The following is an 18211-nucleotide window of genomic DNA, read 5'->3' as shown; positions in this document are numbered from 1 at the left end:
TGGATAGGGGCGTGCCCGCGCCGCAATGCATGCATCCTGTGCGACAATGCGGATCGCTTTTTCCCGTCTACATGAGGGTAATTCCATGATGTTCCGCACGTTTCGACACGCAGCCGCGCTGGCCGGCTGCGTGTTCGGCCTGGCCCTGCCGCCGGCGCACGCTGATGACGGCGCGGTGGCGGCCATCGGCGTGGCGCCGGCCATCGATGTGGCGCCGGCCTCTGCATCCCGGCCTGCCGCTGCCGCCGGCCTCTACGAGTGCCAGGTACCTGGCTCCGGCACCGTGTTCCGCTCAACGCCCAAGGAAGGTTGCCGCCTGGTGGCCGCGCCCGATTCCGGCGCGCCCGACCCGCAGCGCTGGCTGCCGCTGATGGGCGCCAATGGCGTGATCTCGTATTTCGATCAGTCAGCGGTGCGCCGCCAGGGCACGCAGGTTGGCGTGGTGGTGATGCGCAACTCGCCGTCGGGCGTGATCCGCACCGCCAGCGGCGAACCGATCCGTTCCTCGCTCAAGCGCATGGTGCTGAATTGCGCCACGTCGATGTTCGCCGTGGTCGAGCAGACGCTCTACAGCAAGCGCTTTGCGCGCGGCGAATCGCTCTACACCATTCGCGCGCCGCAATCCGGCACCTTCCAGGTGGCCGGCCCCGGCACCATCGCCGGGGAACTGCTGCGCAAGCTATGCCGCTAAGCCGGGGCCGCGCGGCACAGCCTGCTGCCGGCTTATTCGCCCACGTGGCGCGACTTCCATTGACCGTTGGACTGCTTGCAGAACCAGCCGCTCCAGTGCTCTTCGGCACTGCCGCGCTTGAGGTCTGACTTCAGGCGCCGGCACGGCTGGCCCTTGTCGGTCTTGCTCTCGACCGGGGTGATGCTGCCTTCGATCTGCTGGCGCCGTCCCGCGGCCGGATAGGTCCATGCCACCGACTGGCCATCGGCCGTATCGTTCAGCGCGGTACGCACCGACTTGGCGAGCGACGCGCCTTCCTTGTCGTTGAGCGTGCCGATGATGGTGCCGCTCAGGTAGTTGTCGAAGTACGCATGCGCCGGCGCGGCGCAAAGCAGCACGGCGCCCAGCGCGCCTGCGAGCGCGGCGCGCAGTGCGGGGCGGGCGAGGCTGGAGGTAGAGGGTTGCCGAGTCAGCATGACGGTTCCTTGTAGCTACATGGTGGCGTTCGAGTGGCATTGTAAGCGCAATGCGCGGCGGTGGCCGCGATTGCCGAAGCGCCTTGCCAATCGCGGCCACTGGGCTGCGGTTGACACCTGCCTGCCTCTGACCTAGCGTTGATTTCTGTCCCATCGTGCCGCTGCGTGGTGGGCGCCCATTCCTGCGAGAGGAGATCCCATGACGCTGCGCTATCTCACAATCGGCCTGGCCGTCGCCTGCGCCTTCGGCACGGTGCACGCCCAGACCGCGGGCAAGGCCGACCAGTTCAGTCCGTACACCGACGGTGCCAAGCAGGACAAGTTCAGTACCTACACCGACGGGGCGAAGCAGGACAAGTTCAGCCCGTACACCGACGGCGCAAAAAGCGACAACGTGACCGCGCTGAACCCGGGCGCCAGGCCCGACCAGATGGAGCCGATCCAGGGCGGCGCGCAGAAGTCGTTCGACTCGTTCAGCCAGGGGGGGATGAACACTGGCAAGTTCGATCCCTATTCCGAAGGCGCAAAGAGCGGCAAGTTCGATCCATACAGCGAAGGCGCCAAACAGTAACAGCGTATTAAACGGGCCGGGCGCTTCCGGCCCGTTTTCGGTGCGCGACCGGGGCTGCCGATCGAACTGACCGCGCCGAGGCTCGCGGCGATGTGACCTCATCGCCCGCAAAGCCACGCGTGGAGCGGCTTTCGGGCTACCTGGCCAACATTTTGTTGCAAACCTTGCGTGATCGAAACGTGACTTTTGCGTCTCGAGTTGCTATGGTTTATTGCGCATCGCAACAACCCGGACACGGTGCCCCGCGGGCAATCTGCCCCGCGTCAGGGCCGCGCCACTCGGCGCCGGGCTCATCTCTTGCCGTGTCCTTCATCGTTCAGGCCGCCGATGCCGGCCGCTCCGATTCAACCGTTCACCCTGGCATACATGTCACAGATCGCCACGCCACGAATAGCCGTACCGTTTTCCTTGCCCGCTGCCGGGCCTGGGGCCCGCCGCCGTGCCGTGCGCGCGGCGCGTGCCGGGGCACGGATCGCGGCCTGGCTCGGCGGCGGCGCGCTGGCGCTGTGTGCGATGGCGGCCCATGCGTTCGACTTCGAGACCGTCGCGTCGCGCGCGCGTCAGCTGGCGGCGTCGCCTTACAAGGCGCCGCCACAGAACCTGCCGCGCGAATTGCGCGAGCTGACCTACGAGCGCTACCGCGAGATCGAGTACAAGCCCGAGCGCTTCGCCTGGCGTGGCACGCGTTCGCCGTTCGAGCTCTCGTTCTTCCATGAGGGCATGGTGTTCGACCAGCCCGTGCGCATCCATGAAGTGGTGGGCAACAGCGTGCGGGAATTCCGCTTCGACCCCTCGGCGTTCAACTACGGCCCGCACAAGGTCGATGCCGCCAAGCTGAAAGGGCTGGGCTACGCCGGCTTCCGCATCCTGTATCCGCTGAACCAGGGCAAGCGCAAGGACGAACTGGCGTCGTTCCTCGGCGCCAGCTACTTCCGCGCGCTCGGCAAGGACCAGTGGTACGGGCTCTCGGCGCGCGGCCTGGCGGTGGATACCGCGCTCAACTCGGGCGAGGAATTCCCGCGTTTCGTCGAATACTGGATCGAACGCCCCGGCGTCAATGCCAAGGAAATCACCATCTATGCGCTGATGGATTCGCGCCGCATGAGCGGAGCGTACCGCTTCACCATCAAGCCCGGCGCGGAGACCGCGATGGAGGTCAAGTCGCGCCTCTACCTGCGCGAGAACGTGACCAAGCTTGGCCTGGCGCCGCTGACCAGCATGTATTTGTTCGGCGAGAACCAGCCGGCGCCGGCGCCGGATTTCCGGCCCGAGGTGCATGACTCGGACGGCCTGTCGATCCACCTCGGCACCGGCGAGTGGGTCTGGCGTCCGCTGGTCAATCCCAGGCGGCTGCTGGTGACGTCGTTTGCCGCGACCAATCCGCAGGGCTTCGGGCTGATGCAGCGCGACCGCAGCTTCAACAGCTACCAGGAGATCGGCGCTTGGTATGAGCGCCGGCCCAGCGGCTGGGTGCAGCCGCGCGGCAACTGGGGCTCGGGCCGCGTCGAACTGGTGCAGATCCCGACGCCGGACGAGACCAATGACAACATCGTCGCGTACTGGGTGCCCGACAACCCGCCCAGGCCGAAGCAGGCCTTCGACTACGAATACCGCCTGCTGTGGCAGAAGGACGGCGAACAAGAGCCGCCGCTGTCATGGGTGACCCAGACCCGCCTGGGCCAGGGCCAGACCCGCAGCAAGGAGGACACGAGCTTTTCGCTGGTGGTGGACTTCGAAGGCCCGGCCTTCCGCAGGCTGCCGGCGGACGTGCGCATCGACCCGGTGGTTTCGGCCGATGCCAACGGCGAGCTGTTGAAGACGTCGGTGCAGCGCAATGACGCGACCGGCGGCTGGCGCATGACCATGTTGATGCGCCGCAAGGACGAAACCAAGCCGGTAGAGTTGCGCGGCTATCTTCGCAACGGCAATACAACCCTGTCCGAGACGTGGAGCTACATCTTACCCCCCGCCTAAAACAGCGACCGGCGCAGGCGGCGGCATGCGAGCGCTATCTCGATCGCCTGCCCGTATCGCCTGAAGTGCGCAGCGAACTGCTGGCCGACAGCGCCGGCATGGCCGCCGCGGCGGCGCCCGCCACGCCGCTGGCTTCGGTGGCGCCCGTGATCCCGGTCACGCCCGATGGCCGCGATGCGCAGGAGGCGATCACGCGCCTGCAATCGCGCCTGGCCGGCAAGGAAGCACCGCCGGCGCACGGCAGCAGCGCCTACGCCTCGGTGCAGCGGCGTTTTGCCATGGCCTACGGCAATCCGCAGGTCGGGGGCGCGCCGCTGCTGCGGCGGCGCGAAGACGGCACCGTGAAGGTGGACACCGGCCCCGCGCCCGAGCGCAGCTCGATGGTGCCGCGCCAGTGGCCCCCGCATATCGTGACCGGCTGGCTGCGCAACACGTGGCGCCGCATGCTCGGGCGCCCGCCGGTGCCCGAGACCTGGGACACCCTGCACGATGGCCCCGACGCCGAAGGCAAATGGCATCCCGCCGGCTCGCACCGGCGCTGGGTGCTGCTGGGCCTGGTTGCCATGCAGACCGTGCTGGCCACGTACTTCATGACCAACGTGTTGCCGTACCACGGCACCGATCCGCTCGAGATTGCCATCCTGGTGCTGTTCGCCATCCTGTTCTCGTGGGTGTCGGCCGGCTTCTGGACCGCGATGATGGGCTTCCTGGTGCTGGCCAAGGGCGGCGACAAGCATCTGATCTCGCGCTCGGCGGTGCCGGACCGGCCCGACGCGCCGATCGCGGCCGAGGCCCGCACCGCGATCATCATGCCGATCTGCAATGAAGACGTGACGCGCGTGTTCGCGGGCTTGCGCGCCATCTATGAATCGCTGTCGCGCACGCCCCACCTGTCCAACTTCGATTTCATCGTGCTGTCGGACAGCGGCAATCCGGACCTGCGCACGGCCGAGCATGACGCGTGGATGGAACTGTGCCGCGCCGTCGGCGGCTTCGGCCGCATCTTCTATCGCTGGCGCCGCCATCGCGTGAAGCGCAAGACCGGCAACGTGGCCGATTTCTGCCGCCGCTGGGGCAGCAAGTACCGCTACATGGTGGTGCTCGACGCCGACAGCGTGATGAGCGGCGATTGCCTGGCCACGCTGGTGCGGCTGATGGAAGCCAACCCGGGTGCCGGCATCATCCAGACCGCGCCGCTGGCGGTGGGCCGCGAAACGCTGTATGCGCGCGTGCAGCAGTTCGCCACGCGCGTGTACGGGCCGCTGTTCACCGCCGGGCTGCACTACTGGCAGCTGGGCGAATCGCACTACTGGGGCCACAACGCCATCATCCGCGTCAAGCCGTTCATCGAACACTGCGCGCTGGCGCCGCTGCCGGGCCGCGGCCCGCTGTCGGGCGAGATCCTGTCGCACGACTTTGTCGAGGCCGCGCTGATGCGCCGTGCCGGCTGGGGCGTGTGGATCGCCTACGACCTCGAAGGCTCGTACGAAGAACTGCCGCCCAACCTGCTGGACGAGGTCAAGCGCGACCGCCGCTGGTGCCAGGGCAACCTGATGAACTTCCGGCTGTGGCTCAAGCAGGGCTTCCACGTGGTGCACCGCGCGGTGTTCCTGACCGGGATCATGGCGTACCTGTCGGCGCCGCTGTGGCTGCTGTTCCTGTTACTGTCGACGGCGATGCTGGCCAAGCACGCGCTGGTGCCGCCGGAGTACTTCACGCAGCAATACCAGCTGTTCCCGACCTGGCCCGAATGGCATCCGGAAAAGGCGCTGGCGCTGTTCTCCGCCACGGCCACGCTGCTGTTCCTGCCCAAGCTCGCCAGCGTGGCGCTGCTGATGAAGCAGGCGCGCCGCTACGGCGGCGCGGTGCAGCTCTTTGCCAGCATGCTGATCGAGGTGCTGCTGTCGGCGCTGCTGGCGCCCACGCGCATGCTGTTCCATACCAAGTTCGTGCTCGCGGCGTACAGCGGCTGGGGCATCTCGTGGAAATCGCCGCCGCGTGAAGACGCCGAGACCACCTGGGGCGAAGCCTTCCGCCGCCACGGCTGGCATACCGCGCTGGGGCTGGCGTGGGGCGGCCTGGTGTACTGGCTGAACCCGTCCTACGTGCTGTGGCTGCTGCCGATCGTCGGCTCGCTGGCGCTGTCGGTCCCGCTGTCAGTGATGCTGTCGCGGGTGTCGCTGGGCCGCGCTTCGCGCAACGCGGGGCTGTTCATGATCCCGGAAGAAACGCTGGTGCCGCGCGAGATCGTCGAAACGCAGCAGCATGTCGAAAACGCCGCCGAAACGCCGAACTTCGTCGACGCGGTGGTAGACCCGGTCACCAACGCGCTGATGTGCGCCACCGCGACACCGCGCGTGGTGCAGCCGGAATCGGCGCGCCAGCGCCACGAGAGCCTGGTCGAGCATGCCCTGACGCACGGGCCGCGCGCGCTCACGCCGGCGCAGAAGCATGTGTTGCTGGGCAATCCGTTCGCGCTGGCGCGCCTGCATGAACTGGTGTGGGGCTCGCCGCTGGCCGACGCCGGCTGGAAGGATACGCGCATGCTGGTACGGCGCGCCGCCAACGTGGTGCCGCTGCGCCCGCGCGCCGCATGAGGCGTGCTGCCAGAAACAAAAAAATCGGCCCGCGACAGCGGGCCGTTTTTACTGGTAGTGGCGCGCGGGTTCAGCGCAACGCAGCGCTGCAGATCGGGCCGTTGATATAGACGTCGCCGATGCGGCGCTCGCCGCGGTCCTTGCGGGTCATGTAGCGGAACAACATGCTGACGCCCAGCTTGGTCAGGATCTCGACATCGCGGTTCGCGCAGATATTGCGCTGCAGCGGCGCGGCGTAGTTGACCTCGAAGCTGGCCAGGTCCAGCATCGGCCCGCGATAGTTGGTCAGTTCCAGCTGGAACAAGACATGTTTGCCTGGCACCGACTGGCAGCGGCGCAGTCGGGTTTCGCCGTCGATCTCGATCGGCAGGGCATCGTTGAGCTGGCGGCAGGCGCGCGCCAGCACGTTGTCAGGGCGGGTGGCGTTGCGCAGCAGTTCGGGCACGCCGGCGGCGCCGGTGTTCTGGCCGGTGGCCGCGCCCTTGAGCATGCGCGCCACCGGGTCGGCTTCATCGGCCACGGGAACCAGCAACGGGACGCTGGCATTGCGCAACTGCGCCGGCGCCGCCTTGGCCGTCAGGGGCAGCGACAGCAGCAGCACGGCCGCGAGAGCGGCGGTGCCTGGTGAAGCGGAAAGCGGCGTTTGTCGTATTCTCATGCAGGCTAATGTTGCGGGGACCTGTACTGTCGTCCCTCTCTGCGAGGCCGACGGCGAGTCTTACGCCGACAGGCTGGCATTGTACCCTCCACCCCGGCGCGCATGAAAGTCGCGCCCCGCAAGCGTCGTAGCGTTGCCGCCATGCCAGTCCCGTTGCGCAACCACTATTCACCAATCCTGCCAGGTTTGCGAGCTTTGCCGGATCCGGCTTCGGCGAGGAAATCTGTCGGCAGGTTTTTTCTGCGCCAACGGCCGCAACGCCAACGCCGCGGTGTCCGCGGCTGCATTGGTTATGTTGTGCAACAATTGCGTCTTTGCCCGGGGCTGCCGCCCGTGCCGCACGGCCGCGCACGGCAGCGCCATCGCCCTCGGATACTGACTTCCATGCCTCGTTCCCCAAGCACCGCGCCGTCCTCGCGTTTCCCTGCCTGGCTGCTGATCTGCGGTGCGCTGATGGCGATCGCGCCGCTGTCGATCGACATGTACCTGCCGAGCTTCCCGACGCTGGCGGGAGACCTGGGCGTCGACATCGGCCAGGTCCAGCTGACGCTGGGCACCTTCCTGGTCGGGCTGGCGCTCGGACAGGCCTTCTATGGTCCCTTCAGCGACCGCTTCGGGCGCAAGCCGCCGCTCTATGTCGGGCTGTGCCTCTACGTGGTTGCCGCGGTGGGCTGTGCGCTGGCGCGCAACGTGGAAGCGCTGATGCTATGGCGCTTGCTGCAGGCGCTGGGAGGTTGCGCCGGCATGGTGATGGCCCGCGCGGTGATCCGCGACCGGCTCGAGGCGCATGAATCGGCGCGGGCGTTTTCCTCGCTGATGCTGGTGATGGGGGTGGCGCCGATCCTGGCGCCGATCATCGGCGGCGCGGTGCTGACCGTATCGGGCTGGCGCGCGATCTTCTGGGTGCTGGCGGGGGCCGGCCTGCTGATCCTGCTGCTGGTCCACCTGCGCATGGAGGAGTCGCTGGAGCGCACACATGCGGCGCCGCTGCGGCTCGGCACCGTGGCCCGCAGCTACGCCGAACTGCTGCGCGATCGCGAGTTCCTGGGGTATTCGCTGTCGGCCGGCTTCGGCTCGGCGGGCATGTTTGCGTATATCTCGGGCTCGCCCTTCGTGCTGATCGAACTGCACGGCATCGCGCCGTCGCACTATGGCTTTGTGTTCGGCGCCAATGCGCTGGGACTGATCACGATGTCGCAGCTCAATGCCCGGCTGGTGCGCGGGCGTTCGCTCGACCAGGTGCTGGGAGCCACGCTGCTGGCGGCACTGGCCGCGGGGCTGGTGCTGGCGCTGGCCGCGCTGGCGGGGCTGGCGGTGCTGCCGGTGCTGCTGGGCGGGTTCTTCGTGTTTATCGGTGCGCTGGGCTGCGTCTCGCCGAACGCCTCGGCGCTGGCGCTCGCGCACCAGGGTCATCGCGCCGGCACGGCTTCGGCGCTGATGGGCACCTTGCAGTTTTCGCTCGGCACGCTCGGGGGCACCGCGGTCAGTGTGTGGCGCGACGGCAGCGCGCTGCCGCTGGGCGTGGTGATGGCGGCCTGCGGCGCGGGTGCGGTGCTGATGCGCCATTACGGGCGCTCGGGTGCCCGCGCGCGCGCGGGCACCCGCTGAAACCGCGCCGCGGCAGTTCAGGCGGCCTGCTGAGCCGCGGCCTGCTCCGCGGCGGCGTGCGGCAACCCGGCCTGTTGTACCACCACCATGTGCGCCGGCATCGGCGCGGCGTAGCCGGCCTGGCCGAAGCATTCGCGGATGACGCGGTTGGTGTCGAAATAGACTTGCCAGTAATGGTCGTTATGGCAATACGGCCGCACTGCCAGCACCGGGCCGACCAGCGTGAATTCGAGGATTTCGACGTCGACCGGCGGTTCGGCCAGGACGTTGGGGATCTCGGCGATGCGGCCCTTCAGCAGCGCGACCGCGTCGGCCACGTCGGTGCTGCCGGCCAGCTGCGCTTTCAGTTCCACGCGCCGGAACGCATTGGCGGTGAAGTTCTGGATGGTGTCGCTGAAGATCTTGTTGTTGCCGATCACAGTCTGGACATTGTCCGGCGTGTCCAGCGTAGTCGCGAACAGGCCGATCTCGCGCACGGTTCCGGTCACGCCGCCAATGGTGACGAAGTCGCCCACCTTGAACGGCCGCAGGACCACCAGGAAGGCGCCGGCGGCGAAGTTTGCCATCAGCCCCGACCAGGCCATGCCGATGGCCACGCCGGCGGCGGCGATCAGCGCGGCGAAGGTGGTGGTCTGGATGCCGAAGTAGCCGAGGATGCCGATCACCAGCACCACGTTCAGCGTCACGGTGACGATGGAACCGACATAGCGCAGCAGCGTCGGATCGACCTTCTGCTTGCCGAGCGCGTTCTGCACCAGGCGCACGACAAAGTGGATCAGCCAGCGGCCAATGACCCAGAAGGCGAGGGCCGCCAGGATCTTCACGCCGAATTCGGTGGCGTAGGAGACCACCAGGGTCTTGAGATTGTCGAAGGTAGAGGCGTCCATCGGCGTAGTCCTTTCGTGTTGGTGTAACCGGCCAGCCGCCGACCCAACATCCCCCGAACCAGCCGGCCGCGGCGTGCGAACCCCCGCGCGTTGCGCGCAATTCCGGGGCACGGCAATTATTGAGAGGCCGCGTGCGGAAGTGCAAGCAAATAATTGTTAAGACAAGCCGCGTGGCACGGCTCGCCTGTTTATATCGGAAATGCGCCGCCGGGTATTACCAGTTGGTTTCGCGCTCGGGGGTGGCGGAAATCCGGTGCAGCGTCAGGTCGGCGCCGTTGAACTCGCCCTCGGCGTCGAGGCGAATGCCCACCAGCCGCTTCAGCGTGCCATAGACCAGCGTGCCGCCGGCCAGCGCCACCACGATGCCAAGCAAGGTGCCGAGCAACTGCGCGCCGAGGGACACGCCGCCAAGGCCGCCCAGCGCCTTCGCGCCGAAGATGCCCGCGGCGATGCCGCCCCAGGCGCCGCACAGCCCGTGCAGCGGCCACACGCCCAGCACGTCATCGATATGCCATTTGTTTTGCGCCAGCGTGAACATATAGACAAAGAGCGCGCCGGCTACGCCGCCGGTGACCAGCGCACCGAGCGGATGCATCAGGTCCGAGCCCGCGCAGACCGCCACCAGGCCGGCCAGCGGCCCGTTGTAGGCGAAGCCCGGATCGTTGCGCCCGGCCAGCCAGGCCGCCAGCGTGCCGCCGGCCATCGCCATCAGCGAATTGATTGCCACCAGGCCGCTGATCTTGTCGACGGTCTGCGCGCTCATCACGTTGAAGCCGAACCAGCCCACCGCAAGAATCCAGGCGCCCAGCGCCAGGAACGGGATGTTCGAGGGCGGATGCGCGCTGATGCGGCCGTCCTTCTGGTAGCGGCCGCGGCGCGCGCCCAGCAGCAGCACTGCCGGCAGCGCGATCCACCCGCCCAGCGCATGCACCACCACCGAACCGGCAAAGTCGTGGAAGGGCGCGCCGGCCACGCGCGCGATCCAGTCCTGCACGCCGTAGCGCTGGTTCCACACCATGCCCTCGAAAAACGGGTAGACAAAGCCCACCAGTACGAAGGTGGCGATCAGTTGCGGATTGAAACGCGAACGTTCGGCAATACCGCCGGAGATAATCGCGGGAATGGCGGCGGCAAAGGTCGCCAGGAAAAAGAACTTGACCAGTTCATAACCGTTTTTCTGGGCCAGCGTTTCGGCCCCGGAAAAAAACTGCACGCCGTAGGCAATGGTGTAGCCGATAAAGAAATAGGCGATGGTGGAGACCGCGAAATCCACCAGGATCTTTACCAGCGCGTTGACCTGGTTTTTCTTGCGTACCGTGCCAAGTTCAAGGAACGCAAAGCCGGCGTGCATGGCCAGCACCATGATGGCGCCGAGCAGGATAAACAGCGCGTCGGTGCCGGTCTTCAAGTTGTCCATAGTGACCTCATGCTCAAAATGGGCGCACCAGTACGCAAAAAGCGTTCCACGGACGGCTGCATCCTGGTGCCGCCTGCACCGTGCCGGTTAAAAAGCCGCACCGGCATGCCGCACCCGGCCGATCCGCGGCGCCCCGGTACTGGCGGGGCGCGACAGGCAGCGGGAGGCCTTTGCGCCAGGATGGAGCCGGCAAGGTGCGCCTGGTGATCCGTCGTGGTGCGTCGCCCCATTTCGGGGAATCTGGCCTATGCTGATCAGTTTTGAGGGCACGATTTCGGGCGTGCGGCCCCGGCATGGCTACGGCCCGGCAAAAGGCGGTGCCTGGCAAGCGCGAACAGCAGTGGAAATTGCCCGCTAACCGGCCTCAAGCAAGGATTTGCGGGTTTTTTTGTCGCATTGGTGCCACTGGGGATTGCTCAACGCGCAAAGGGCAGATTAGACTGCGCCGATCGATGGCCTGCCGCGAGGCACGCACATCGGTGACGACGACCAACAAGGGAAATCAGCCATGAATAAAGGTGAACTGGTATCGGCCATCGCCGCGGAAGCAGAATTGAGCAATGCCGCCGCCGAGCGTGCGCTCAACGCAGCGCTGGACAGTATCAAGAAGGCAGTGGCAAAGGGTGATTCTGTAACGCTGGTGGGTTTTGGCAGCTTCAGCGCCGGCAAGCGCGCTGCCCGTACCGGCCGCAATCCGCGCACCGGCGAAACCATCAAGATTCCGGCCGCCAAGACGGTCAAGTTCTCGGCAGGCCAGGGTTTCAAGGACGCCGTGAACAAGAAAAAGTAAGCAGTTTGCGTCCATAGTGAAAGAAGCGGCCTGGCAGGCCGCTTTTTTTATTGCCGGCCGGGCGGGGCAGCGGCCGCCACGCGGGCCATGCCCACGGGCAACGGCAAGGCGATCCGGGTTAAACTGCCGGCGCCCGCAGCCGGCAATCCCGCCCCCGCGATCTTCGTATCCCGCATCATGAATGACCTGTCCCACCAGCTTTCCATGACCGTGCTGATGACGCCGGACATGGCCAACTTCTCCGGCAACGTCCACGGCGGCACCATCCTCAAGTACCTGGACATGGTGGCGTATGCCTGCGCCAGCCGCTATGCCGGCCGCTATGTGGTCACGCTGTCGGTAGACCAGGTGGTGTTCCGCCAGCCCATCCACGTGGGCGAGCTGGTGACCTTCCTGGCATCGGTCAACTACACCGGCCGCAGTTCGATGGAGATCGGCATCAAGGTGGTGACCGAGAACATCCGCAGCAAGCTGGTGCGCCATACCAACAGCTGCTATTTCACCATGGTGGCGGTGGACGACAACGGCACCCCCGCCGAGGTGCCGCCGCTGGAGCCGCGCGACGAGGTCGAGCGCCAGCGCTTTGCCGCCGCGCAGCAGCGCCGCGCGCTGCGCCAGGAAATGGAAAAGCGCCACGGCGACATCAAGTCGTCGGTGAACTGATTGCCGATGCGTAATACCGCCATGAAGTCCCGCCACCCACTCGTTAGCATCCTGCTTGCCGCCGCCTGCGCCAGCGCCGCCGCGGGTGCCAGTGCCGAGGAGATCGGCAGCGTCAGCACCAATTTCCGCATGACCGGTTCCGACAAGGTCGTGATCGAAGCCTATGACGACCCGCAGGTGGACGGCATTACCTGCTACGTGTCGCGCGCCCGCACCGGCGGCATCAAGGGCCAGCTCGGCATGGCGGAAGACCCGCCGGAGGCCTCGATCGCTTGCCGGCAGGTGGGCCCGATCGGTTTCAAGGCGCCGATCAAGCAGCAGGACAATGTCTTTTCCGAGCGCATGTCGATCCTGTTCAAGGCGCTGCACGTGGTGCGCGCGGTCGACCGCAAGCGCAATACGCTGGTCTACCTGACGTATTCGGATCGCATCGTCAGCGGCAGCCCGCAGAACAGCGTGACCGCCGTACCGGTGCCGGCCGGCACGGTGATTCCGGTGAAGTAACCCGGGCCGGCCATCCGCCGCGGAGTCACGGCGCCAGTGCCGCGGTTTCGGCCTGGCAATCGCGCGATGGCCGCGCGCCCGCGGCGCGCGCGGCGGCGACTTCACGGCGCGCCCGTTCCAGGTCGGCGCGGAAGGTGGGATCGGCATGCAGCCGCGCCACCGTGGCCGCCGCCATGGTGCGGCCGGCGTTGACATCGCTCTGCCAGTGCACGTTGCAGACCACGCGGCTTTGCCCGAAGGCGCGGCCGCGCGCCAGCAGCTCATTGGCGCGCGCCGGCTCGATCTCGGTCAGGATCAGCGCCCAGGCCCAGCCGATGGCGCTGTGGCCGGACGGGTAGGAGCCATCCTTCTCCAGCTTGGCGGCCTCGGCCTGCGTGCACATCGGGGTCCTGGTGGCCACGAACGGGCGGGTGCGCTGGTAATGCTCCTTGGCCTTGTACGTGGACAGGCCGGCATCGACCAGGCTGCGGCGCAGCAGCATATTGAGGTAAGGCGTGTCCTTCTCGCTGACGGGCACGCCCAGCGCGCAGGAGAAGGTGCTGGCCGCCTGCGGGAAGGTCAGTACGGCATCGTCGGCAGCCAGTTGCCAGCGCGGCGAACCTCTCAGCGGGCCGGCCTGGCGCGCGGATTCTTCATCGAGCGCCAGCGCTGCCGTACCCTGCGCCGGCGGTGCCGACAGCAGCTTCAGGCTGTCGGGGCGCGCATCGGCGGCGAGGTAGCCGGCCGGCACGCCGGGGCGCAGCTCGGGCACCGCGGCCAGGTTGGTGCCGCCGGCGGCGCAGCCGGCCAGCAGCGCGGCGAGCGCTGCCGCGCCAAGCGCCCGCATGGGTTGGGAGAGGGAGGAATCCGGCTTGGCTTGGTCCGTCAATTTGTCTTCCTGGTGAAGGATCGGATCGATGCGGTCGCGCCGCTTCGGCTTACGCGGCGGCGTCGAACAGCTTGCGCAGGTTCGATTTCATGATCTTGCCATTGGCATTGCGCGGCAGCATGTCGTGGTAAATCAGGATACGCACCGGCACCTTGAACGCCGCCAGCCGCGCGCGCACGAAATCCTGCAACTCGGCTTCGCTCGCCTGCATGCCCGGCTTCAGGCTGACCACGGCGGCCGGCTCCTCGCCCAGCGTCCGGTGCGGCAGCCCGACCACCGACGCATCCATGACCGCGGGGTGCTCGTACAGCGCGCTTTCCACTTCGATGCAGTAGATGTTCTCGCCGCCGCGGATCAGCATGTCCTTCATGCGGTCGACGATATAGACGTAGCCCTCGTCATCGAGCCGGGCAATGTCGCCGGTGCGCAGCCAGCCGTCGACGAAGGTCTGGGCAGTGGCCTCGGGCTTGTTCCAATAGCCGCGCACGACATTGGCGCCGCGCGCCATCAGCTCGCCGGTTTCACCGGGCGGCAGCGCCTGGCCGCGGCCGTCGACCACCTTCATCTCGCCGATCGGCAGCGCCGGGCCGCTGCTGTCGGGGCGCATCACGTATTCTTCGGCGCTGTGGCTGGTGAAGGTCGACGAGGTTTCCGTCATGCCCCAGCCAATGCCGGGGGCGGCCAGCGGGAATACTTCGCGGATGCGCCGGACCAGCTCCGGCGAGGCTGGTGCGCCGCCGTAGTTGATGTTCTCGAGCGACGACAGGTCGAAGCGGCCGCGCTCGGGATGTTCCAGGATCTGCCATGCGATGGTCGGCACGCCGCCGGCCGCGGTGCAGCGCTCGCGTTCGATCAGTTCCATGCCGCGCAGCGCGTCCCAGCGGTGCAGCAGCACGATCTTGCCGCCGGTTGCGATGGCGCCGTTGAGCACCGCCATGCAGCCGGTGACATGAAAGAACGGCACGGCCAGCAGCATCGACTTTTGCGGCGCGGCCGGGTCCGGCGCAGGGATCGGCTCGCCGCGGCGCAGCAGGTTGCGCAGCGGACTGAAGCCACCGGCCACCGCCACCGAGGTGGAATTGCGGTGCGTGCCCAGCGCACCCTTCGGCTTGCCGGTAGTGCCGGAGGTGTAGAAGATGGTGGCGTCGTCGTCGGGCGCGATCTCGACCGCGGGCGGCGCCTGTTCCGGCAGCGCCGCCCAGCTTGCCGAAGCGCCGAGCACGCTTTCCAGCGCCGTCACGCGCGGGTCCGCTGGCACAGCGCCCGCGCGCGAGACGTAGATGCGTTCCAGCGCCGGACAGCCGGGCAGGTGTTCGAGGATGCGATCGAGCCGCTCCGCATCGACGATGGCGATGCGGCTGCCGGAATCGGCCAGGCCATATTCCAGCTCCTGGCCGGTCCACCAGGCATTGAGCGGGGTCACGATGGCGCCGGCCAGCAGCGCGCCGTAGAACGCCACTGGCCATTCGGGCAGGTTGCGCATCGCCAGCGCCACGCGGTCGCCCTTGCGCACGCCGTCGCGCACCAGCGCATGGGCCATGGCGATGGCGGCGCGCACAAACGCATCGTAGGAGACGCGCTCGTCCTCGTACACCACGAAGGTGCGATCGGCAAACGCGCGCGTGGCCAGCAGCAGCTCGCGCAGCGTGGGCGGCGCGTTCTTCCAGACCGTGGTGGGGATGCCGCGGATCACGCGGGTCTCGGTTTCGAACGGCGCGCCTGGCGCGGTCAGGCGGGCGTGAGCCTCGGCCAGCGACATGACCGGCCAGGTGCCGGCCGACTGCGGATTGCTCGACATGGACTGCCTCCCGGAACTGCCCTGCAGGTTGAGGGAAACGCAGGAAAGCGGCCGGCGCAATCAGCGCCGGCCGCCTGGCAACGCTTGCGGCTAAGGCTCAGATGGTCACGCCGCCGTCCACCACCATGGCCTGGCCGGTCATGAAGGTGCTGGCCGCGGAGGCCAGGAACACGGCCGCGCCGGCGATCTCGATCGGCTCGCCGATGCGTCGCAGCGGGGCGCCCTGCGTCGACTGCTTGTAGCGTTCCGGGTCTTCCCACAGCGCGCGCGCGAAGTCGGTCTTGATCAGCCCCGGCGCGATGCAGTTCACGCGCACATTGTGCGGCCCGAATTCCACCGCCAGGTTGCGCGCCAGCTGGAAGTCGGCGGCCTTGGAAATGTTGTAGACGCCGATGGTGGGCGAGCCGCGCAGGCCGCCGATCGACGACACGATGATGATCGAGCCATCCTTGCGGTCGATCATCTGGGGCGCCACCATCTGGATCAGCCAGTGGTTGGAGATGACGTTGTTGTCCAGCACCTTGCGGAACTGGTCGTCCGACACGCCGCTCATCGGCCCGTAGTAGGGGTTGGACGCGGCATTGCAGACCAGCACGTCGATCTTGCCGAAGGCGCGGTTGGTCTCGTCGACCAGGCGCTGCAGGTCGTCCTTCGAAGAGATATTGGCCGGGACCGCAATCGCGGTGCCGGCGCCATGGCGGGCGTTGATCGCATCCACCACTTCCTGGCAGGCCTCGGCCTTGCGCGAGGAAATCACGACCTTGGCGCCCTGTACGGCCATCTGCTCGGCGATGGCGCGGCCGATGCCGCGCGAAGAGCCCGTGACGATGGCAACCTTGCCCGTCAGATCGAACAATGACATGGAGTCTCCTGTATGGCTGCGCCGGCGTCAGCGATGCTGGCCGGCTTGTGCTGGCGGCGAGGTGCCGCGCTGTAGTGCTGCAGACGCGCCCGCAGGCGGCATCGCCGGGACATTATGTGGCGCGGCCATGCCCGCGTCCACAGCGCCGGGTGGCGCTTGCAGGCCTTATCAGCATTCTTTCTGCTGGCAATGCGCGCGGTGCATGAAGCCGATGCTGCAGTGCGGAGCCGCAGCGCTTCAGCTGCCGGCGGATGCCGTCGCAGGCGCCAGCAAGTCAGGCAGCGCGGCTCTCAGGCCCTGGCGCAGCGCGTCGTCCAGCACGATGCCGAAGCGCTCCGACAGGGCTTGCACCACGGCGTCAGCATGCGGCAGGTGCGTGCGGCGCACGCTGCCGTCCGGGGCGCGCTCGGCCAGTTCGCCGTTGGCCAGCGTCACGCGTGTGCCGTCATCGGTGCGCGCGGCCATCAGGCGCTGCAGGAAGACACTGTCAGGATGCGTCGAGACATACCAGTTGCGCGCCTCGAAATCGATCGGCGGCTGTGGCGTCAGGTCGAAACGGTAGACCGGGATCCAGCCCGCATCGCCGCGCGCCTGCAGGTCGTAGCTGTGGAACGCACTGGCGCTGGCTGGCACCGGCGATGGCACCAGCCGGTAGGGAAAGCCGTCGTCGGCCGGCTCGGACAGCGGCATCGCGCGGAACGGCGTCGGGCCGCCGAAGCCGACGTCGACCAGATAGCTGCGGTGGGCCACTTCCACGCGCAGCAGCATGTGCGAGGTCATGGTCGTGACGTGGTCCGGCACGCCCCAGCGCACGCGCGCGGCCAGCGGTGTCACCTCGTAGCCCAGCGCACCCAGCCCGGCGCTGAGCAGCGTATTGAGTTCAAAGCAGTAGCCGCCGCGCCGGCGCGTGACCAGCTTGTCGAACACGGCAGCGAGGTCGATGCGCACCGGGCGGCGCAGCAGCGGGTCGACGTTCTCGAATGGGATGCTGGCCAGGTGCGCCGCCAGCACCGCGTCCAGTGCTGGCAGCGTGGGCGAGGGCGGCGCGGCGATGCCGAGGCGCGCCAGCCAGGCGTCCAGTTGGGCGGCGTCAAGGGTGGTCATGGTATCGGGGCTCCGGTACGGTGCGGTCAGTTGAGCGCTTCCAGCGCGGGCAGGTCGAGCAGTTCGATGCCGCCATATTGAAGACGCAGTAGTCCATGCGCCTCCAGCTCGCGCAGCGCGTGGTTCACGGTCTGGCGCGACAGGCCCAGCATCTGCGCCAGCTGCTCTTGCGCAATGCGCACCCGCCGCGTGGCACTGCCGTCCGGCCGGTTGCCGTAGCCATGCGCGATCGCCGCCAGCCGGCGCGCGACACGTGCCGGCGGCGGCAGCAACTGCGCTTCCTCGACATAGTGGAAGGCCTCGCGGGTCTTGGCCGCCAGCAGTTGCCCGAACGCCTGCCACCATGCCGGCTGCTGCGCCAGGCGCTGCGCCAGCGCGGTGCGCGGTACATGCCACAGCGTGGCGGCGGTGACCGCGCGCGCGTCATGGGTGCGCGGCAGGCCATCGAACAGGCAAATTTCGCCGAACCAGGTGCCGGGCTCGAGCAGGCCCAGCATCGCGGCCTTGCCCGACGCGTCGCTGGCATGGATCTGCATGGTGCCGCTGGCGACACAATACAGGCCATCGAAGCGGTCGCCCCGCGCAAACAGGGTCTCGCCGGCGACCAGCCGGCGCAGGCTGCCGTCGTCCAGCAGCGCCTGACGCAGCGCCGGCGGCAACTGGCTGAACCATGCGCCCGCACGCACCGGGGCGAGTGGGTCGCTGCATAGCAACATCGGGCTGGACATCGTGTCGGGAGGGCTGCGCGTTGGGGTGGTGTGGGG

At 67.7% G+C, this 18211-nt stretch carries 17 protein-coding genes; 8 read left to right on the top strand and 9 right to left on the bottom strand.

Translation table 11 applies throughout. The features are described from left to right. The first annotated feature begins 85 nt into the window (after positions 1 to 85). Positions 86 to 691 (top strand): surface-adhesin E family protein, encoded by a 606-nt coding sequence (locus A3AG_RS0106325; RefSeq protein ID WP_018004613.1) that lies wholly within the window; start codon positions 86 to 88, stop codon positions 689 to 691. Positions 692 to 723: 32 nt separating this feature from the next. Here A3AG_RS0106325 and A3AG_RS0106320 read toward each other — a convergent pair whose 3' ends face one another. Next, positions 724 to 1146, bottom strand: a complete 423-nt coding sequence (locus A3AG_RS0106320) for an RT0821/Lpp0805 family surface protein (protein WP_018004612.1) — start codon at positions 1144 to 1146, stop codon at positions 724 to 726. A 199-nt stretch (positions 1147 to 1345) separates the two neighbouring features. Between A3AG_RS0106320 and A3AG_RS0106315 the strand changes: the two genes are divergently transcribed. The 3 genes from A3AG_RS0106315 (at position 1346) to mdoH (ending at position 6288) form a co-directional block, all read left to right on the top strand. Next, positions 1346 to 1717: a hypothetical protein gene (locus A3AG_RS0106315; protein ID WP_018004611.1), complete on the top strand. Its 372-nt coding sequence runs from the start codon at positions 1346 to 1348 to the stop codon at positions 1715 to 1717. A 366-nt stretch (positions 1718 to 2083) separates the two neighbouring features. Then, positions 2084 to 3691: a glucan biosynthesis protein G gene (locus A3AG_RS0106310; RefSeq protein WP_026163992.1), complete on the top strand. Its 1608-nt coding sequence runs from the start codon at positions 2084 to 2086 to the stop codon at positions 3689 to 3691. Beyond that, positions 3664 to 6288 carry a glucans biosynthesis glucosyltransferase MdoH gene (gene mdoH, locus A3AG_RS0106305; protein WP_081610701.1) on the top strand — a complete coding sequence of 875 codons (2625 nt, stop codon included), beginning with the start codon at positions 3664 to 3666 and terminating at the stop codon, positions 6286 to 6288. The genes A3AG_RS0106310 and mdoH overlap by 28 nt, the downstream gene beginning before the upstream one ends. 70 nt (positions 6289 to 6358) lie before the next feature. Here mdoH and A3AG_RS0106300 read toward each other — a convergent pair whose 3' ends face one another. Next, positions 6359 to 6946, bottom strand: coding sequence for a hypothetical protein (locus A3AG_RS0106300; RefSeq protein ID WP_026163991.1), 588 nt, complete (start codon positions 6944 to 6946; stop codon positions 6359 to 6361). A gap of 384 nt (positions 6947 to 7330) precedes the next feature. Here A3AG_RS0106300 and A3AG_RS0106295 point away from each other — a divergent pair, with 384 nt between their 5' ends. Beyond that, the gene (locus A3AG_RS0106295; protein ID WP_018004607.1) at positions 7331 to 8554 is read left to right on the top strand and encodes a Bcr/CflA family multidrug efflux MFS transporter; all 1224 of its coding nucleotides are present in this window, start codon (positions 7331 to 7333) and stop codon (positions 8552 to 8554) included. A gap of 17 nt (positions 8555 to 8571) precedes the next feature. Here A3AG_RS0106295 and A3AG_RS0106290 read toward each other — a convergent pair whose 3' ends face one another. Together A3AG_RS0106290 and A3AG_RS0106285 are read right to left on the bottom strand one after the other, a co-directional pair. Next, complete coding sequence (locus A3AG_RS0106290) at positions 8572 to 9441, bottom strand: mechanosensitive ion channel family protein (protein ID WP_018004606.1); 870 nt, start codon at positions 9439 to 9441, stop codon at positions 8572 to 8574. 214 nt (positions 9442 to 9655) lie between these two features. Beyond that, on the bottom strand, positions 9656 to 10858 hold the full coding sequence (locus tag A3AG_RS0106285) for an ammonium transporter (protein ID WP_018004605.1): 1203 nt from the start codon (positions 10856 to 10858) through the stop codon (positions 9656 to 9658). A 508-nt stretch (positions 10859 to 11366) separates the two neighbouring features. Between A3AG_RS0106285 and A3AG_RS0106280 the strand changes: the two genes are divergently transcribed. The 3 genes from A3AG_RS0106280 (at position 11367) to A3AG_RS0106265 (ending at position 12815) form a co-directional block, all read left to right on the top strand. Next, positions 11367 to 11648 carry an HU family DNA-binding protein gene (locus A3AG_RS0106280; RefSeq protein WP_010814166.1) on the top strand — a complete coding sequence of 94 codons (282 nt, stop codon included), beginning with the start codon at positions 11367 to 11369 and terminating at the stop codon, positions 11646 to 11648. Between the two features lie 177 nt (positions 11649 to 11825). Continuing rightward, positions 11826 to 12311, top strand: a complete 486-nt coding sequence (locus A3AG_RS0106270) for an acyl-CoA thioesterase (protein WP_012355963.1) — start codon at positions 11826 to 11828, stop codon at positions 12309 to 12311. A 21-nt stretch (positions 12312 to 12332) separates the two neighbouring features. Beyond that, complete coding sequence (locus A3AG_RS0106265) at positions 12333 to 12815, top strand: CreA family protein (RefSeq protein ID WP_018004603.1); 483 nt, start codon at positions 12333 to 12335, stop codon at positions 12813 to 12815. 25 nt (positions 12816 to 12840) lie between these two features. On the opposite strand, the gene A3AG_RS0106260 is transcribed toward A3AG_RS0106265, so the two are convergent. The 5 genes from A3AG_RS0106260 to A3AG_RS0106240 all read right to left on the bottom strand — a co-directional run bounded on the left by A3AG_RS0106260 (position 12841) and on the right by A3AG_RS0106240 (position 18175). Beyond that, positions 12841 to 13683: an acid phosphatase gene (locus A3AG_RS0106260; protein WP_338084147.1), complete on the bottom strand. Its 843-nt coding sequence runs from the start codon at positions 13681 to 13683 to the stop codon at positions 12841 to 12843. A gap of 49 nt (positions 13684 to 13732) precedes the next feature. After that, on the bottom strand, positions 13733 to 15481 hold the full coding sequence (locus A3AG_RS0106255; RefSeq protein WP_018004601.1) for a class I adenylate-forming enzyme family protein: 1749 nt from the start codon (positions 15479 to 15481) through the stop codon (positions 13733 to 13735). 97 nt (positions 15482 to 15578) lie between these two features. Beyond that, positions 15579 to 16343, bottom strand: coding sequence for an SDR family oxidoreductase (locus A3AG_RS0106250; RefSeq protein ID WP_018004600.1), 765 nt, complete (start codon positions 16341 to 16343; stop codon positions 15579 to 15581). 237 nt (positions 16344 to 16580) lie between these two features. After that, positions 16581 to 17447 carry an arylamine N-acetyltransferase family protein gene (locus tag A3AG_RS0106245; protein ID WP_018004599.1) on the bottom strand — a complete coding sequence of 289 codons (867 nt, stop codon included), beginning with the start codon at positions 17445 to 17447 and terminating at the stop codon, positions 16581 to 16583. 26 nt (positions 17448 to 17473) lie between these two features. Further along, positions 17474 to 18175 carry a Crp/Fnr family transcriptional regulator gene (locus tag A3AG_RS0106240; protein ID WP_051073485.1) on the bottom strand — a complete coding sequence of 234 codons (702 nt, stop codon included), beginning with the start codon at positions 18173 to 18175 and terminating at the stop codon, positions 17474 to 17476. Between the last annotated feature and the right edge of the window lie 36 nt (positions 18176 to 18211).

The organism is Cupriavidus neocaledonicus (assembly GCF_000372525.1).
GTDB lineage: Bacteria > Pseudomonadota > Gammaproteobacteria > Burkholderiales > Burkholderiaceae > Cupriavidus > Cupriavidus neocaledonicus.
Note: the sequence above shows the minus strand (reverse complement) of the source record. Positions and strands in the feature narration are given on the sequence as shown.

What these genes read in the sequence shown, in the direction of transcription:
- A3AG_RS0106325 (WP_018004613.1), top strand. Translation starts at nt 86, where the DNA reads ATGATGTTCCGCACGTTTCGACACGCAGCCGCGCTGGCCGGCTGCGTG.
- A3AG_RS0106320 (WP_018004612.1), bottom strand. Translation starts at nt 1,146, where the DNA reads ATGCTGACTCGGCAACCCTCTACCTCCAGCCTCGCCCGCCCCGCACTG.
- A3AG_RS0106315 (WP_018004611.1), top strand. Translation starts at nt 1,346, where the DNA reads ATGACGCTGCGCTATCTCACAATCGGCCTGGCCGTCGCCTGCGCCTTC.
- A3AG_RS0106310 (WP_026163992.1), top strand. Translation starts at nt 2,084, where the DNA reads ATGTCACAGATCGCCACGCCACGAATAGCCGTACCGTTTTCCTTGCCC.
- A3AG_RS0106300 (WP_026163991.1), bottom strand. Translation starts at nt 6,946, where the DNA reads ATGAGAATACGACAAACGCCGCTTTCCGCTTCACCAGGCACCGCCGCT.
- A3AG_RS0106295 (WP_018004607.1), top strand. Translation starts at nt 7,331, where the DNA reads ATGCCTCGTTCCCCAAGCACCGCGCCGTCCTCGCGTTTCCCTGCCTGG.
- A3AG_RS0106290 (WP_018004606.1), bottom strand. Translation starts at nt 9,441, where the DNA reads ATGGACGCCTCTACCTTCGACAATCTCAAGACCCTGGTGGTCTCCTAC.
- A3AG_RS0106285 (WP_018004605.1), bottom strand. Translation starts at nt 10,858, where the DNA reads ATGGACAACTTGAAGACCGGCACCGACGCGCTGTTTATCCTGCTCGGC.
- A3AG_RS0106280 (WP_010814166.1), top strand. Translation starts at nt 11,367, where the DNA reads ATGAATAAAGGTGAACTGGTATCGGCCATCGCCGCGGAAGCAGAATTG.
- A3AG_RS0106270 (WP_012355963.1), top strand. Translation starts at nt 11,826, where the DNA reads ATGAATGACCTGTCCCACCAGCTTTCCATGACCGTGCTGATGACGCCG.
- A3AG_RS0106265 (WP_018004603.1), top strand. Translation starts at nt 12,333, where the DNA reads ATGAAGTCCCGCCACCCACTCGTTAGCATCCTGCTTGCCGCCGCCTGC.
- A3AG_RS0106255 (WP_018004601.1), bottom strand. Translation starts at nt 15,481, where the DNA reads ATGTCGAGCAATCCGCAGTCGGCCGGCACCTGGCCGGTCATGTCGCTG.
- A3AG_RS0106250 (WP_018004600.1), bottom strand. Translation starts at nt 16,343, where the DNA reads ATGTCATTGTTCGATCTGACGGGCAAGGTTGCCATCGTCACGGGCTCT.
- A3AG_RS0106245 (WP_018004599.1), bottom strand. Translation starts at nt 17,447, where the DNA reads ATGACCACCCTTGACGCCGCCCAACTGGACGCCTGGCTGGCGCGCCTC.
- A3AG_RS0106240 (WP_051073485.1), bottom strand. Translation starts at nt 18,175, where the DNA reads ATGTCCAGCCCGATGTTGCTATGCAGCGACCCACTCGCCCCGGTGCGT.